Raw genomic sequence first — 15,190 nt, 5'->3', positions numbered from 1 at the left:
GCACGGGACGACTGCCCGGCCCGTGGTCGAGGCTCTCGGAAGCGATCACGCCGCTCAGTACAGCAGCGTCACTCCCGCCAGGCTCAGGCTGCGCACCCCCAGCTCATCGCTGATCGACTGTAACGAGGCTTCCAGGTCGGCGACCCGGAATACCCCGCTGACCCGCCGCTGCGCCAACGCACCGGGAGCCACCAGCAAATGCCCCGGCCGGTAGCGATTGAGGCGCGCCACCACCTCGCCCAGCGGCTGCTCGTCGAAGACCAGCAGGCCGCGCCGCCAACTGGTCAGGTCGTCGAGGCGACCGCCCAGCGGCGCCTCGACGCCGCCCTCCGCGCTGTAGCGCAGGCTCTCGCCCTCGCCCAGCTCGCGGCGCCCGACGGTCCCCGTGCGCGGATGCGCCAGGGCCACCGCGACGCGGTGTTCGAGCACCCCGACCTGGACGCTGCCGTCGTCGTTGCGGCTGACCAGGAACCGAGTGCCCAGCGCGCGAGTGCTGCCGCCGGCGCTTTCCACCACGAAGGGCCGGGTCTCCCGGCCCGCGCGGGGGGCGGCGCGGAAGATCGCGCTGCCTTCGAGCAGGCGCACCCGTCGCTCGCGGCTGTCGTAGGCGACATCGATGGCGCTCTGTGCGTCCAGCTCGACCTCGCTGCCATCCACCAGCCGCAGGATGCGCACCTCGCCCTTGCCGGTGGCGTGGTCGGCCAGCCAGCTCACGCCGGCGTCGCGTTCGTTCCAGGCGCTGCCCAGGGCCAGCAGCACCGCCGCCGCCGCGGCCCAGCCGCGCCAGCCCTTGCGCCGCCCCCCGGCGCGGCGCGGCGCGTTGGCGACCGGCGTCTGAACCATCGTCCGCGGTTCGGCCAACGATCCCAGCTGTTTCCAGGTCCGTTGCGCCAGCGCCAGCGCGGCCGGGTGCCGGGGGTCGGCCGCCAGCCAGCCGTCCAGCGCTTCGCGCCGGGACCGGTCGAGGTCGCCGCCGTCCAGGCGGATCGCCCATTCGGCGGCCTGCTGGCGGATCTGCTGTTGTTCCTGGGGGCTGTTCACGTGCGGCTCTCGTTGGTCGTTATAGAGGTTCAGACGCGCGAACCGGCAAGACTCGGTAATCCATTCAGCGGGAATCCTCGAGTGCCTGCATCACATGGGCCAGGGCGCGGGCCAGGTGCTTCTGCACCGAGCTATCGGAGATTTCCAGGCGTCTCGCCACCTCGGCATGGGTCAGCCCCTCCAGACGGTTGAGACGGAAGATCTCACGGGTGCGCGGCGGCAGTTCGGCGACTATCTCGCGCAGGCGGGCAAGCGCATCGGCATCCACCGCGGACTCCTCGGGGCCGGGCTGGTCGGCGACGAACCCGGCGAGGTCGTCGTTGGGGCGGGTCTCGGTGCGGCGCCGCCGTTCCTGCCGGTAATGGTCGATGGTGAGGTTGTGCGCGGTGCGGTAGAGATAGGCGTCGACATGCTCGATCGGCTCCTTGTGCCGCTGCTCGGCCAGGCGCAGGAAGCTTTCCTGCGCCAGGTCCGCCGCCAGGTGCGGATCGCGGGTCTTGCGCAACAGATACGACTGCAACTGCCGGGCATGCCTGAGAAACAGTGCCTTGAGATCCTGCTCCGCCAACGGCGCATCCACCCACGTCCTTTCAGAAGGGCAGCAGCATATTTTTTATGATAATGATTTTCAATCGTATTCTTGTGAGATGCCGGGCTCAGCCGAACACCGAGCCGCCGCCGAGGTAGGCCAGGCCCGCGCCAAAGGCCGCCAGCGCCAGCGGCGGGCGCATCGGCGCGTCGTTGATGGCGAAGGCCAGTTGCGCCAGCGGAAACAGCAGCAGGCAGAGCAATGCGCAGGGGATCGAACGGCGGCCGCCGCTGGCCACGGACCAGACGTAGCCGATGAGCAGGAGGGCGAAACCGAGGTCTTGCATGCCGGGCATCCTTGCGGGGCGGAAGGTATGCGCCGCGCAACGGGCGGCAGGCGCGCAACCTTAGCAGAAGCGCGGGAGCCGAGGAAAACCCGGCGCGGCCCGTGCCGCGCCGGGTTCGCTCAATTGCCGCTGCAACCGCTGCCCCAGGCCTTGTACTCGACGGTATGCCGCTCGCCCTGCGAGTCCTCGTAGACCAGGCGCGCCGGGACGATCCCACAGGAGCTCCACAGGTCGGTCTTGTAGATCACCCGGGCGATGTCCAGGCGCCCTTCCACGTAATGCTGGCGGAGCGATTTCGAGTCCGGGTTGGGTCCGTAGGGCTGCTGCTGCGCCTGGGCCAGCGGTGCCAGGCCGAGCAGCGCGACAAGTGCCAACGGGATCACTCTCATGAGGATGTCTCCTTGGTAGAACGTTCAGCCTGAAACTACGCTGCGGAGACTGTCAGGCTCATGAGCCCGGCGTGACATTTCTGTCAGACGACGACCGCCCCGGCAATGCGCCAGCAATCCTGGCGCTATCCACGGACGGCAAGACGCCATATACTGTATGGATAACCAGTCAAAGCAACCTTGCGACTCAGAAGGCACAGAGGTGATGAATGGCCGTCGAAGTGGTGTACCGCAGCAGCCGGGATCAGGAGCGTTTGTTCATGGACAAGGCTGAAGCCGATCGTTACGACAAGATGCTGGAGCTGGCGGAAACGCTGGCCGAGGTGCTGCAGAAGGCGGTGCCGTCGCTGAAGGAGGAACAGGTGGAAGAACTCGGCATCTTCATGGCGAAGAACCGCGACGCCTTCGCCCGCGCCTTCAAGAACCAGCCGGACGCCCTCAACGAACTGTTCGAGGAAAACGCCGCGGACGAATGAGCCGCCGCTGCAAGCAAAGCGCAAGGAGCCGAAACATGCCGCGACAACTTGCCGGCCTGCTGTGCGTCCTCCTCGGCCTCGCCGGCGCCCCTGCCCTCGCCTGCCCATTCCGGGCCACGGACGCCGAGACACCGGCAGCCTCTGCCGGCGCCGCGCAGGTCCTGGCCCTGGGCGGCACCGGCAGACTGCAACTCGACCTGCAACGGGCCCCCGCCACCCTGCTGCACAGCGGCGACCTGCTGATCGCCCGCTACGCCGAGGGTCATTACCTCGCCCATCGCCTGCTCGAAGGCAACGAGATGGGCGCGGACGAGGGCGAACGGCTCGACCTTCCGCGACAGGTTCGCCTGCTCTTCGGAGCCCTGCCGCTGGACGGCCTGCCCGACGCCGAGCGCGAGCGTCTCCAGGCGCAGCGCCAGGCCCTCGGCTTGTGCGACCGGCGCGCCAGCGCCAGCCGCTACCGCGTGGCCGGCACCGAGGTCTATCGCCTGCGCGGCAGCCAGGCCGGCAAGCCCTACCACGCGCTCTACCTGCTCGACGGTCCCCAGGTGCACTACCTCGACAGCTCCGGCAGCGACGCCTTCATCGAGCAGTTGCTCGCCAGCCTGCGACGCCGCTGAGTCCGCGCGGCGCTTGTCCGACCCCCATCGACCAGGAAGGCCCCATGCCCGCTCTCCCCGCCTCCCCCGTCCGCTCCCGACGCTGGCGCCTGGACCGGCGCAGCCTGCTGCTGGCACTGCTGCTGTTCGGCCTGCTGGTCCTGCTCGCCACCCTGGGCCGGCATTGGGGCTGGATACGCAGCTTCGGCGGCGACCTGCTGGCGGTGGTCTGGCTCTACTACCTGATGGGCAGTGCGCTCAGGGCGCCGGCCGCCTGGCTGGCATCCGCCGCCTTTGCCGTCGGCGCGCTGCTGGAACTGGGCCAGTACCTGGCGGCGCAACTGCATTGGCAATTCTCCAGCCCCGTGCTGCGCATCGTTCTCGGCAGCACCGCCGACGGCTTCGACCTGCTCGCCTACGCCCTCGGCGCGCTGCTGGCGTGGTGGCTGGAGCACCGGCGCTGATCAGCCGTCGGGTTGCTCCAGGGCGTTCACCAGTACCTTGAGGAAACGCGCCGCCTCGCCACCGGTGGCGGCGCGGTGATCGAAGGTCAGCGAGAGCGGCAGGATCGGGTGGATCGCCATCTCGCCGCGCCAGGCCACTACTTCGTCGCGGATGCCGCCGGCGCCGAGGATGGCCACCTGCGGCGGCACCACCACGGGGTTGGCGTAGCGGCCGAACAGGGTGCCGAAGTTGGATAGGGTCAGGGTCGCGCCGAGCATTTCCGTCGGCGGGATCGAGCGTGCCTGGACGTCTTCGCGCAGGCGCCGCATACCGGCGCGCAGGTCCTCCGCCGAACGCGCACCGACGTCGCGCAGCACCGGCACGAACAGGCCGTCCGGGGTGTCCACGGCGATCCCCAGGTCGAGCCGCTCATGCAGTTTCAGCGACAACGAGGCGCCATCGAACCAGGCGTTGAGGGTCGGCTCGGCGCGACAGGCCTCGGCCAGCGCCTGGGCCAGGCGGATCAACGGGTCGCGTGCGGTCTTCCAGCGATGCAGGTCGGCGTCGCCGTAGATCGTCACCGGCACCACCTCGGCATGCGAGCGCGCCATGTTCAGCGCCATGCTCCGCCGTACCCCGCGCAAGCGCTCGCCGCCGAAGCGTTCGCGGGCGCCCTGGGCAGCGGCCTCGACGTCGCCGCGGGTGATCAGGCCATCCGGGCCGGAGCCGCTCAGGCCGGCCAGCTCGACGCCCTGCTGGCGGGCGAACTGGCGCACCGCCGGGGTCGCGCGCGGTGCCAGGTGCTCGCGGGTGGATGGTGCGGCGCCGATGAAGAAACGGTCCTCCAGGGCGCTACCGCCGCCCTCCAGGCGCCCCACCACGGTACCGGCGTCCGCCTCCTCGCCCTCGAAGCCCACCAGCGGTTCGCCGACGTGGAGGATGTCGCCCTCGGCGCCGAACAGCTTGCCCACCACCCCGTCGTAGGGCGCGGGGATGTCCACCAGCGCCTTGGCGGTTTCCACCGAGACCAGGCGCTGGTCGGCGCGCACGCTGTCGCCGGCCTTGACGTGCCATTCGACGATTTCCGCTTCCTGCAGGCCCTCGCCCAGGTCGGGCAGCTTGAAGTGCTTCATGGTCGTCTCCCCTCGGCTCAGGCGTAGCCGAGCACGGTGTCGCAGGCCGCCAGGATGTCCTCCACGGCGGGCATGTACAGCGGTTCCAGGCGGTACAGCGGCGGCGGGATATCGGCCGCGGCGACCCGCTGGATCGGCGCCCGCAGATCGAACAGGACACGCTCGTAGAGGCTCGCGGCGATTTCCCCGCCGAGGCCGCCGCTCTTCGGCGCCTCATGGACGATCACGCAGCGACCGGTCTTGCGCACCGAAGCTTCGAGGGTGTCGAGGTCGAGCGGCTTGAGGCAGGCGACGTCGATCACTTCGGCCTCGATGCCGCGCTGCGCCAGGCGCTCGGCGGCCTGCTGGGTCTCGTGGACGCTGGCGCCCCAGCTGACCAGGGTCAGGTCGCCGCCTTCGCGGAGGGTGAAGCAACTGTCCAGCGGCAGGCGCCGGGCGTCGTCCGCCAGCGGCTGCGGGTTCATCCGGTAGAGCCGGGTCGGTTCGAGGAAGATCACCGGATCGGGATCGTCGATCGCCGCCAGGAGCAGGCCGTAGGCCCGCGCCGGCGACGACGGCACCAGCACGCGGACGCCGGGGATGTGCGCGAACATCGCCTCGGTCGCCTCGCTGTGGTGCTCCGGCGCGCGGATTCCCGCGCCCATCGGCGTGCGCAGCACCAACGGGCAGGCCAGGCGGCCGCGGGTGCGATTGCGCAGGCGGCTGGCATGGGACACCAGTTGCTCCATGGCGGCGTAGATGAAGCCCATGAACTGGATCTCCATCACCGGCTTCAGGCCCTGGGCGGCCATGCCGATGGACAGCCCGGCGATCATGTTCTCCGCCAGCGGCGTATCCAGCACCCGCTTGAAGCCGAAGCGCTCGCGCAGGCCGAGGGTGGCGCGAAACACCCCGCCGTTGACCCCGACGTCTTCGCCCAGCACCACCACCGCCTCGTCCTCGGCCATGGCCCGGTGCAACGCCAGGTTGACCGCCTCCAGAAGGGCCAGGCGTTTCGCTTCGCCGTTGCGCTCATTCATGTTCGGCCCCTCCCTGCCGCCGCGCGGCGCGTTCCAGCAATTGCTCGCGCTGCTCCTCCAGGGCCGCCGGCCAGCGCGCGTAGACATGCTCGAACAGTGCCTGCGGCGCCTGCGCGGCGAACGTCTCGAAACACTCCACCGCCTCCTGCACCCGCGCCTGGCACTCGCCCACCAGCGCCTGCTCGCGCTCCTCGTCCCACTGGCCGCGGCCGGCGAGGAAGGCGCGCAGGCGCTTGATCGGCTCCTCGCGCCAGGCCTGGTTGACCTCCTCGGCGGAACGGTAGCGGCTGGCGTCGTCGGCCGTGGTGTGGTCGCACAGGCGATAGCTGATGCACTCCAGCAGGGTCGGCCCCTTGCCCTGGCGCGCGCGCTCCAGGGCCGCGCGGACGCGTTCGGCGACCGCCAGCACGTCGTTGCCGTCCACCTGTTCGCCGGGGAAGCCGGCACCCACCGCCTTCTCCGCCAGGGTCGGCGCGCCGCACTGGATGCGCCGCGGCACCGAGATCGCCCACTGGTTGTTGTTGACCACGAAGAGCACCGGCAACTGCCAGGCGCCCGCCACGTTCAGCGCCTCGAGGAAATCGCCCTTGCTGGTGGCGCCGTCGCCGCAGGTGGTCACCGCCACCCGGTGCTCGCCGCGGATGCGGAACGCCGAGGCGACCCCGCAGGCATGCAGGGCCTGGGTGGCGATCGGCACACAAATGGGAAAGTCCTGCGCCGCCAGCGGTTCGGCGTAGTCGCTGCCGCGCTCGTCGCCGCCCCAGTAGAGGAGGATGTCCTCCATGCGCACACCGCGCATCAATTGCACCGCGGTATCGCGGTAATAGGGCACCAGCACGTCTTCGGCGCGCATCTGGCTGCCGATGGCCACGCCGATGGCTTCCTGGCCGAGGGTTGGCGCATAGGTGCCGATCCGTCCGGTACGCTGGAGGGCCACCGCCTTCTGGTCGAACAGGCGGGTCAGGAGCATCTGCTGGTAGAGGCCGACCAGCGCGTCGCTGTCGCCGGCCCAGGCGGGCAACTCGCCGAGGGGCCGACCGTCGCTGTCGAGGTAGCGGGTGAAAGGCGGGTCGATCCGGTTGTGAACCATCGCAAACCTCCTCCGCACGCCGGGTAGGCGTGCCGCTCAGGGTCGCGCCGCGGGTGGCGGCGTGCACGCGCGGCACCGCGGGGGTGGCCCGCACTGCCGCTGGCGAGGCCCGCTGGCGGCCTCGCCGGAAACGCCGGCCCGTCACTGCGGGCCGTAGAGAATCCGTTCCGCCAGACGGTCGGCGATCCGCGCCGGCGACTGGTGGTCGGCCTGGGCATGGGCATAGATCTCGGTGAGCCGCGCGGGAATCCGCGCCAGGTGCGCGGTGATGCTGTGCGGATCGGCGCCGCGGTGCTTGAGGGCGACGTAGATCAGGCCGCCGGAGTTGATCACGTAGTCCGGCGCATAGAGGATGCCGCGCGCCTCCAGCTCGTCGGCGACCTCCGGCCGCTCCAACTGGTTGTTCGCCGCCCCGGCCACCGCCGCGCAGCGCAACTGGCTGACGCTCTGGCTGGTGAGCACGCCGCCCAGGCCGCAGGGCGCGAGGATGTCGCATGGGGTGGAAAGCAATGCCTCCGGCGCCAGCGGATGGGCGCCGAGCTGCTCGACGGCCAGTTGCACCCGGCCGGGATCGAGGTCGCAGACCAGCAACTCGGCGCCGACCGCCGCCAGTTGCTCGGCCAATGCGTAGCCGACGTGGCCGAGCCCCTGCACCGCGACCCGCAGGCCTTCCAGGTCGTCGCTGCCGAGGCGCGCCTGGGCACTGGCGCGAATCCCGGCGAACACGCCGAGGGCGGTATGCGGCGAGGGGTCGCCGGCCTGGGTGGTGCTGGTGACGTGGCGGGTCTGCTGGGCGATGCAGTCCATGTCGGCGCTGGAGGTACCGCTGTCCACCGCAGTGATGTAGCGTCCGCCGAGGCTTTCGATGAAGCGCCCGAAGGCCTCGAACAGCGCGCCGCGATTGTCCAGGTGCGGCGGGCGGATGATCACCGCCTTGCCGCCGCCCTGCTCCAGCCCGGCCAGGGCCGCCTTGTAGCTCATGCCCTGGGCCAGGCGGATGGCGTCGCCGATGGCGGCTTCGTCGTTGGGGTAAGGCAGGTAGCGACAACCACCCAGCGCCGGGCCGAGTCGCGTGCTGTGGATGGCGATAATGGCCTTGAGTCCCGTGGCCGGGTCTTGGGCGAGGTGGAGACCCTCGAGCCGGGCCGCGTCCATCATGTCGAACATGCTGGGGCTCCCCTGCTTGCTGCTTGTTGTCCGGGCCGGGCCGTTGCCGCCCGGCACCTTCAGTATAGGCAGGCGTCGGCGAAACGCCCGCAAGGCCGACGACCAGGCGGCGGCGCTCGCCGAGCCGGGTACTGGACGAAGCTTCGGCGGACGGTTACAACCTTGGGGTCCGCCCGCTCGAAACCGGCCCCGGCGTGCTCCGAACGGCCCGTCCGCAGCGATCCAGGCGCACCAGGAGGAAAGCCATGGACCCGCGTCAAGCCTGCCTCGATTGTCTCGCCCAGGAACCGCCAGCGCTGTTCGAGGCGGCCCTGTGGATTGCCGCGGAGCACCTTCCGGCGTATTCGCCCGCACAGTCCCTGCGGGAGCTCGACGAACTCGTCCGGCAGATCGGCGCCAGCCTGGACGATCGCGCCTCGGCCAGCGAGCGCGCCCAGGGGTTGCTGCGGCGAATGAGCGAACAGGGTTTCTGCGAGGACGACGACTTCCCCCTGCAACCGCGCTCGGCCCTGCTTCCGCTGGTGCTGCAGCGGCGCCAGGGACAGCCGTTGTCGCTGGCGCTGGTGGCCATGGAACTGGCGCGGCGGCTGGACATTCCGCTGGTCGGAGTGAACTTCCCGGGACGCTTCCTGCTGCGCGTGCCGCAGGCCGACCATCTGCTCGACCCGGCCACCGGACGGCGCCTCTATCCCACCGACTGCCGCGAACTGCTGCTGCGCCTGCAGGGGCCGAAGAGCGAGCTGCAGGCCGCCTACCTGAAGCAGGCCTCTCCCGGGGAAATCCTCCAGCGTCTGTCGCGCAACCTGCGACAACTGCACAGCGCCGCCGGCGAGCCGCTGGCCGCGCTGAAGGATGCCCAGCGGGTGATCGAACTCGGCCCGGTGGGCGCCGCCGACCACGAGGCCCGCGCCGGCCTCTATCGGCAACTGGATTGCCCGCAGGCGGAACGCTACGACCTGGAACGCGCGCTCTTGCTCAGCGACGATCCCACCGAGCAACTGCGCCTCGGCCAGCGCCTGGGCGAACTCGCCCCGCCGACCGGCCGCGCCCTGCACTGAGGCCGCTCAGGCGAGCAGGCCGAGGGCCTTGGCCCGCGCCACCGCCTGGGTCCGGCGGGCCACCCCGAGCTTGCCGTTGATCCGCCGGGCGTGGGTCTTCACCGTGTGCAGGGAAATGAACAGTTGCTCGCCGATCTCCTGGTTGGAACAGCCCTGGGCGATCAGGCCGAGCACCGCCAGCTCCCGGCAACTGAGCGGACTGAGCCCCTCCTCTTCTTCCCCCGGCAGGGCGGCGAACAGTTGCGGCTGGCGATCCCGCAGTCGCCGCTGCGGCAGTTGCAGGCCTAGCCGCTCCGCCAGTTCCAGGCCGCTGCGCAGGGTTTGCTGGGCCTGGGGCAATTGTCCGGAGAGGAACTGGCACTCGGCGATACCCATGCGCACTTCGCAGAGCAGCGTCTGCCGCCCCTGCGCCTCGAGAATGGCGAGCAGCCCGCGCAGCCGCGCTTCGGCGGCGGCAGCCTCACCGCTGTAGAGTTCGGCCAGCGCCAATTGGTGCTCTACCCGCGCTTCCAGCTCCGGTTCGGAGGGCGGCGACAGGCGCGCCCGTCCCGGCTGGAAGTAGGCGCGGACCCGCAGCAGGATCTCCCGCGCCTGCGCCGGCCTTCCCTGCTGCAGGGTCAGGGCGGAGCTGACCAGCAGTAACGCGCCGCGATACAGCGGATCGGGGACATGGCGCTGCTGCATCAGCCGCTCGACCTCCAGCAGGCGGTTGAACGCCGCGTCCAGGTCGCCCTGCCCGGCTTCCAGCAAGGCCAGTCCCAGGTAGCCGTAGAGCACCCAGGGATCGAGATTCTCCCGTGCCTGCTCCAGCCCCAGCCGATACCAGTGCCCGGCCTCGACCTCGCGACCCTGCTGCAGGCACAGGCGCGCGCGGCGCAGGGCGATCCGGCCGAGCATCGGGCTGCCCTGCTGGCCGAGGTCCTCCAGGTAGCGCTGGGCGCGATCGAGGACGCCTTCCGCGCGCAGCAGTTCGCCGCGCTGCTCCAGCCACTGCGCCCGCTCCAGTTCGATCAGCGCCTCGAAGATCAGGCTGTCGTGCTCGCGCGCCAGGCGCAAGGCATCGCGGCCGATCAACCGCGCCTGGTCCATTCGCCCCTCGATCATCGCCAGTTGCATCAGCGCCGAGCGGCAGATCAGTCCCTGCGACCAGGCGTCCTCCGGCAGTTGCTCCAGCGCCTCGCGCAGGTAGTCGGCGGCGCCGCGCTCGCCACGGCAGTGCAGAAGGATCCCGAACAAGCCCTGCCATTGCGCCAGCAGCACCCGCTGGCGGGACGCCGAGGGCATCGGCAGGAAGCGCGCCAACTGGCCGATGCAGTCCTCGGCTTCGGCCAGGCGTCCGGCGTAGAGCAGCGCCCAGGCGTTCAGGATCACCAGGCGCGGCGTGCTGGCCAGCAGCGCCGCCGGCAGTTCGTCGCGCAGGGCCAGGACCATGCCGATGTTGTGGCCGTGCAGCAATTGCTCCTCGGTGAGCTTCTGCAACAATCCGGCGGCGGTTTCCGGTTCATCGGCGGCCAGCGCCTGGTCGACCGCCTCGCGGGTCTCGCCGTGTTCGGCGAACCATTCGCAGGCTTCCCGGTGGAAGTCCCGCTGCGGGCGCTGCGGCGCTTCGCGCCAGGCCTCGCGGATCGCCGGCGGCAGGCTGTAGCGCTGGTTCGTATCGGCCAGCAGGGGGAAGCCCCGCGCCAACAGGTCGTCCAGCCCGTGGGGCAGCTCCTCGAACAGCCGGCGGAACAGCTCCGGACCGACTTGCGGCAGCCAGGCCAGGGCGCGCGCAGCGTCGGCCAGCGGCGGCGGCAGCTCGTCGAGCAACTCGTGCTGGAGGTATTCCTGCAACAACGGTCCGGCCGTCTCTTCGCCGACCAGCAGGCGCAAGCGCAACGCGGCGCACCAACCGCCGCTGCGTTCCAGCAGTGCCCCGGCCGCAGCGGCATCGGCGCTGCGGCCGTGCAGGCGGAGCAGTTCGGCGACCTCGTCGGCATCGAACGCCAGCAGGCCGCCGTCGACCTCCAGCAACTCCCCCTCCAGCAGCAACCGCGCCAGGTTGCACTGCGGCCGCCGCCGGCTCGCCAGCCACCAGCCCACCCGTGGCGAGGCCGCGCTCAACAGGCGATCGAGGCAGGCGTCGAGGGCGGGATCGGGATGCCGTGGGTAATCGTCGAGCAGCAGCCACAGCGCGGAAGCGTTGCGCAGCCGCCGGCACAGCTGCGCTTCGTCGCTGTCCTCGGCCAAGCCGAGGGCGCCGGCCAGGCGGCGGCGGAAGGTCGCGGGGTCCAGCGCTTCCCCGCCCAGCGCCAGCCAGACCACCTGCACGCCAGGCGGCGCCCGCCGCGCGCATTCTCCGAGGAGGACGGTCTTGCCGCTGCCGGCGGGCGCGCAGAGCAGTCGCAGGCGGCATTCGCCGCGCAGCAGCGGCTGGTGCAAACGGGGCCGCGGCAGGTGCTGCGGCGGCAGCCGCGGCAAGGCGGCGGGCAGCTCGGTCGGCTCGGTCATGGCAGTGCTCTTGTTCTGTCGAAGCGCCTTGCCGGGAGCCTAGACCGCGCCTGCCCCGCTGCTGAACGATGATTGCGCCGGGTGATGGGCCGTCATAACGAACGAGCGCGTCGGCACAAGCCGCCACGCTCGTCGCGACTGGGCGGGACTCAGCGTACCCCTGCGTTGCGCAAGGCGGCCGGCGTGTAGTCGGCGGACGAGGCCTTGAAGCCGAACTCGTAGCCGCGCTTCTCCTCATTGCTCATGCCCAGCGCCAGGTAGCGACCGGCTATCACGTCGTAGAGCGCCTCCAGGGTGTAGCCGGCGACCTTCTGGTCGTAGTGGTACTGCGCGTGGCCCTCGCCGACCCGCCAGAGCTGGCCGCGACCGTCGTAGTGGTCGACCAGGGCGATCTGCCAGCTGTCCTCGTCGATGTACATGTGGCGCTTGGCGTAGATGTGCCGCTCACCCGGCTTCACCGTGCCGACCACTTCCCACACCCGGTGCAGCTCGTAGCGGGTCAGGTCCTGGTTGATGTGCCCGGCCTTGATGATGTCGCCGTACTTCAGGGTCGGGTCGTTGAGCTTGTAGGCGTTGTAGGGGATGTACATCTCGCGCTTGCCGACCAGCTTCCAGTCGTAGCGGTCCGGGGCGCCGGAGAACATGTCGAAGTTATCCGAGGTGCGCAGGCCGTCGGCGGCGGTGCCCGGGCCATCGTAGGCCACCTGCGGGGCGCGCCGCACGCGGCGCTGGCCGGCGTTGTAGACCCAGGCCAGGCGCGGCTCCTTGACCTGGTCGAGGGTCTCGTGGACCAGCAGCACGTTGCCCGCCAGGCGCGCCGGCGCGGTCACCTGCTGCTTGAAGAAGGTGAGGATGTTGGCCGCCTTGCTCTGGTCGAGGTCAGGCATGTTCTGCGGGAACGCCACCGACTCCTCGAAGCGGATCGGCGTGAAGCTGCCGTTGGTCTGCGGGGTGGCCTGGACGATGATGCGCTTGAGGTTGCCGCCGCGGTAGCGGGTGATGTGGTTCCAGAGCACTTCGACACCGTTCTTCGGGATCGGGAAGGCGTAGTAGCGGCTCTTCTCGAAATTCGACAGGCCGTTGCCGTCGTTGATCGGCTGCACGTTCAGCGCGCTCTGCCTGACCGCCTCGTCGATCTCGGCCGGCAGGGCCACCGTGCGATGGGTCTTGTACACCGGGATCCGGTAGGTCTCGGGGTAGCGCTTGAACATCGCCAACTGGCCGTCGGAGAGCTTGTCCTTGTATTGCTCGACGTTCTGCGCGGTGATGGTGAACAGCGGCTTCTCGTCGGCAAAGGGATCGGAAAGGAAACCCTTGCCGTCGACCTTGCCGGCGCTGGCCGCAAGGCCGCCGGTCCAGGCCGGGATGCTGCCGTCGGCGTTGCCTTCCTTCTGCGCGCCGATGGGGGTCAGGCTGCTGCCGAGCTTGGCGGCCTCGTCGGGCGAAACCGCCGCCGTCACCGAACCGGCCAGCAGGCTGAGGGCCAGCGCCCCGGAGGACAGGAGTCGTGCTGTTTTCATGCGTCGTTATCCTTGTTCGTATCCGCGAAAGCGGCCGCCCCGAGGGGCGGCGGACCTCAGAAGTTCACCCCGAAGCTCACCGCGAGGAAGTCGCGGTCGTTGATCGGGTTGTAGTTGCCGCCGAAGAAGTCGGTGTAGCTGATGCTGGCGGTATAGGTGTTCTGGTAGTCGGCATCGAGGCCGACGCTGACGGCCTTGGCGCCCTCGCTGAAGTTCGGCCCGTAGCCCTCGACGTCGTGCGACCAGGCCAGGTTCGGCTTCAGGTTGACCCCGGCGAACACGTTGGGATATTCGAGGATCCCGCGCAGGCGGTAGCCCCACGAGTTGCGGGTGTAGAAGCCGTGGCCGTTGCACTCCTGCGGGTTGGCCACGTTGAGCGCGCCGGTGCACAAGGCGTTGTTCGGCAGTTCGCCGATGCCGTAGATGGCGTCGCGGCCGTAGCGCAGGTCGTCGCCGTCGACCCCGCTGAGGTGGTTGTAGCCGACTTCGCCGACCACGGTCAGGCGGTCGGCCGCCAGTACCCGGTCGAAGAACTGGGTGACGGTCACCTGTGCCTGGGTCACCGGCTTGCGCACGTAGCCGTTGATCACCTCGCCGGCGCGCGGGGTGGCGAAGCCGCTGTCGTAGATCGGGTTACCGAACAGGGTGGTCGGGTAGATCGCGGCGATCGACATGTCGGTGCTGTTGATTTGTAGCGGCATGTTCGGCCGGTAGCTCAGCTCGCCGGCCACCGAGGTGCTGCCGATGTTGGTCTGGAAGCTCAGGCCGTAGAGGCGGATGTCCTCGGGATAGTCGATGAAGTAATAGCCGGTGGAGCGCCCGGTGACCGGGTCGGAGGTGGCCAGGCCGTTGCCGGCAATCACGCTGTAGTACGGGTTGCGACTGTGGTAGTTCATCGCGTACAGGCCGAACTCGGTGTCGTTCAGCTCCGCCGCGTACCAGCGCAGGGCCAGGCCCCACTGGCCGCTGTCGCGGGCATCGCGATCGCCGGCGCGTGGCAGGTAGCGGTAGCCGTTGGCCGGGTTCGGGTCGAAGTCGCTGCCGGCGTAGACCATCCGCTCGCAGCCATCGGCGACCACGTCGGTGGTGGAGAAGAAGGTACCGCAGTTGTCGATCACCGTCTGGTCCCATTCCAGTTGGTAGAAGCCTTCGACGGTCAGCGCGTCGCTGATGCCCTGGGACAGGTAGAGCATGTTCACCGGGATCAGGCCTTCCTTGATCTCCGCGCCGGGCCGGCGGAACGCGGCGACGTCCATCGGGTTGATGCTGTTGATCGAGTTCTGGATGAACGTGCTCTCGCCCCAGCTCACCACCTGCTTGCCGACCCGCACGCTGCCGGGCAGGTCGCCGATGCTGTAGTTGTGGTAGAGGAAGGCATCGAGCAGCTGCGCCCCGGAGGACTTGGCGCCCTCCTTGCGGTTGTGGTCGTCGATGTCGTAGAGCAGGCGGTGTTCGTCCTTCAGCTCGAAGTCGTACCAGTACTTGCCACGGAAGAACGCGCCGGTGTCGCCGTACTTGAGTTCGAGATCGTGGATGCCCTTGAAGATCTTCGAGAAGGTTTCGCCCTTCTTGAAGTTGAGCCGGCCGTCGTCGGAGGTCTGCGACGAGGCGTGGCCGCCGTTGCGGGTGCCGATGTAGTCCTTGTCGGCGGAACGCATGGACCAGCTGGCCCCCACCGACAGCGACGAGTCGAATTGCCCTTCGATCTCCCCGATGTTGAATGACACGGCCGAGGCCTGGGTGGCGCAACCCAGGGCTGTGGCCGCAGCGAGTGCGTGCAGAGGGAAGATTCCGCGCCTTTTTGTTGTTGTCATGCGGCTCTCCTGACAGGGTCGAGGTGGCTACACCCTACCCAGCGACCCGAACGGCGGTAAGCGCACCAAGGAGGT

The 15,190-nt window shown here is 69.6% G+C and carries 15 protein-coding genes; 4 read left to right on the top strand and 11 right to left on the bottom strand.

Annotated elements, in window-relative coordinates:
• Positions 1–54: 54 nt before the first annotated feature.
• The 4 genes from VQ067_RS08390 to VQ067_RS08375 form a co-directional block, all read right to left on the bottom strand.
• Positions 55–1,041 carry a FecR family protein gene (locus VQ067_RS08390; RefSeq protein WP_033990756.1) on the bottom strand — a complete coding sequence of 329 codons (987 nt, stop codon included), beginning with the start codon at positions 1,039–1,041 and terminating at the stop codon, positions 55–57.
• Positions 1,042–1,105: 64 nt separating this feature from the next.
• Complete coding sequence (locus VQ067_RS08385) at positions 1,106–1,621, bottom strand: RNA polymerase sigma factor (protein WP_003107536.1); 516 nt, start codon at positions 1,619–1,621, stop codon at positions 1,106–1,108.
• Positions 1,622–1,697: 76 nt separating this feature from the next.
• Positions 1,698–1,916, bottom strand: coding sequence for a hypothetical protein (locus VQ067_RS08380; RefSeq protein ID WP_003112066.1), 219 nt, complete (start codon positions 1,914–1,916; stop codon positions 1,698–1,700).
• A gap of 119 nt (positions 1,917–2,035) precedes the next feature.
• Positions 2,036–2,305 (bottom strand): DUF2790 domain-containing protein, encoded by a 270-nt coding sequence (locus VQ067_RS08375; protein WP_033990758.1) that lies wholly within the window; start codon positions 2,303–2,305, stop codon positions 2,036–2,038.
• A gap of 209 nt (positions 2,306–2,514) precedes the next feature.
• Between VQ067_RS08375 and VQ067_RS08370 the strand changes: the two genes are divergently transcribed.
• Genes VQ067_RS08370 through VQ067_RS08360 form a run of 3 tightly spaced genes read left to right on the top strand, consistent with a single transcriptional unit; the run spans position 2,515 to position 3,844 of the window.
• On the top strand, positions 2,515–2,781 hold the full coding sequence (locus VQ067_RS08370; RefSeq protein ID WP_003091854.1) for a YebG family protein: 267 nt from the start codon (positions 2,515–2,517) through the stop codon (positions 2,779–2,781).
• A gap of 35 nt (positions 2,782–2,816) precedes the next feature.
• Positions 2,817–3,401 carry a hypothetical protein gene (locus tag VQ067_RS08365; protein ID WP_023087121.1) on the top strand — a complete coding sequence of 195 codons (585 nt, stop codon included), beginning with the start codon at positions 2,817–2,819 and terminating at the stop codon, positions 3,399–3,401.
• Between the two features lie 44 nt (positions 3,402–3,445).
• A complete protein-coding gene (locus tag VQ067_RS08360) occupies positions 3,446–3,844 on the top strand; it encodes a DUF2809 domain-containing protein (RefSeq protein WP_003117551.1) in 399 nt (132 codons plus the stop codon).
• On the opposite strand, the gene VQ067_RS08355 is transcribed toward VQ067_RS08360, so the two are convergent.
• From VQ067_RS08355 to VQ067_RS08340, 4 genes are all read right to left on the bottom strand, one after another.
• A complete protein-coding gene (locus VQ067_RS08355; RefSeq protein WP_033990962.1) occupies positions 3,845–4,957 on the bottom strand; it encodes a dihydrolipoamide acetyltransferase family protein in 1,113 nt (370 codons plus the stop codon).
• A 17-nt stretch (positions 4,958–4,974) separates the two neighbouring features.
• Entirely contained in the window at positions 4,975–5,976 is a 1,002-nt protein-coding gene (locus VQ067_RS08350; RefSeq protein ID WP_015502548.1) for an alpha-ketoacid dehydrogenase subunit beta, read from the bottom strand.
• Positions 5,969–7,066 carry a pyruvate dehydrogenase (acetyl-transferring) E1 component subunit alpha gene (pdhA, locus tag VQ067_RS08345; RefSeq protein ID WP_340080819.1) on the bottom strand — a complete coding sequence of 366 codons (1,098 nt, stop codon included), beginning with the start codon at positions 7,064–7,066 and terminating at the stop codon, positions 5,969–5,971. The genes VQ067_RS08350 and pdhA overlap by 8 nt, the downstream gene beginning before the upstream one ends.
• A 141-nt stretch (positions 7,067–7,207) precedes the next feature.
• A complete protein-coding gene (locus VQ067_RS08340; RefSeq protein ID WP_003091859.1) occupies positions 7,208–8,233 on the bottom strand; it encodes a Leu/Phe/Val dehydrogenase in 1,026 nt (341 codons plus the stop codon).
• A gap of 245 nt (positions 8,234–8,478) precedes the next feature.
• On the opposite strand from VQ067_RS08340, the gene VQ067_RS08335 reads away from it, so the two are divergent.
• Entirely contained in the window at positions 8,479–9,291 is an 813-nt protein-coding gene (locus tag VQ067_RS08335; protein ID WP_031630736.1) for a SirB1 family protein, read from the top strand.
• 6 nt (positions 9,292–9,297) lie between these two features.
• On the opposite strand, the gene VQ067_RS08330 is transcribed toward VQ067_RS08335, so the two are convergent.
• The 3 genes from VQ067_RS08330 to VQ067_RS08320 form a co-directional block, all read right to left on the bottom strand.
• Positions 9,298–11,781 (bottom strand): LuxR C-terminal-related transcriptional regulator, encoded by a 2,484-nt coding sequence (locus tag VQ067_RS08330; protein ID WP_033990960.1) that lies wholly within the window; start codon positions 11,779–11,781, stop codon positions 9,298–9,300.
• A gap of 149 nt (positions 11,782–11,930) precedes the next feature.
• Entirely contained in the window at positions 11,931–13,301 is a 1,371-nt protein-coding gene (locus VQ067_RS08325; protein ID WP_033990957.1) for a DUF1329 domain-containing protein, read from the bottom strand.
• Between the two features lie 56 nt (positions 13,302–13,357).
• Positions 13,358–15,115, bottom strand: coding sequence for a DUF1302 domain-containing protein (locus VQ067_RS08320; RefSeq protein WP_015502545.1), 1,758 nt, complete (start codon positions 15,113–15,115; stop codon positions 13,358–13,360).
• Positions 15,116–15,190 lie beyond the last annotated feature (75 nt).

It is taken from the genome of Pseudomonas sp. KBN12P06040 (genome assembly GCF_037574965.1).
GTDB lineage: Bacteria > Pseudomonadota > Gammaproteobacteria > Pseudomonadales > Pseudomonadaceae > Pseudomonas > Pseudomonas aeruginosa.
The sequence above is the reverse complement of the archived record's forward strand: the minus strand, read 5'-3'. Positions and strand labels throughout refer to the sequence as shown.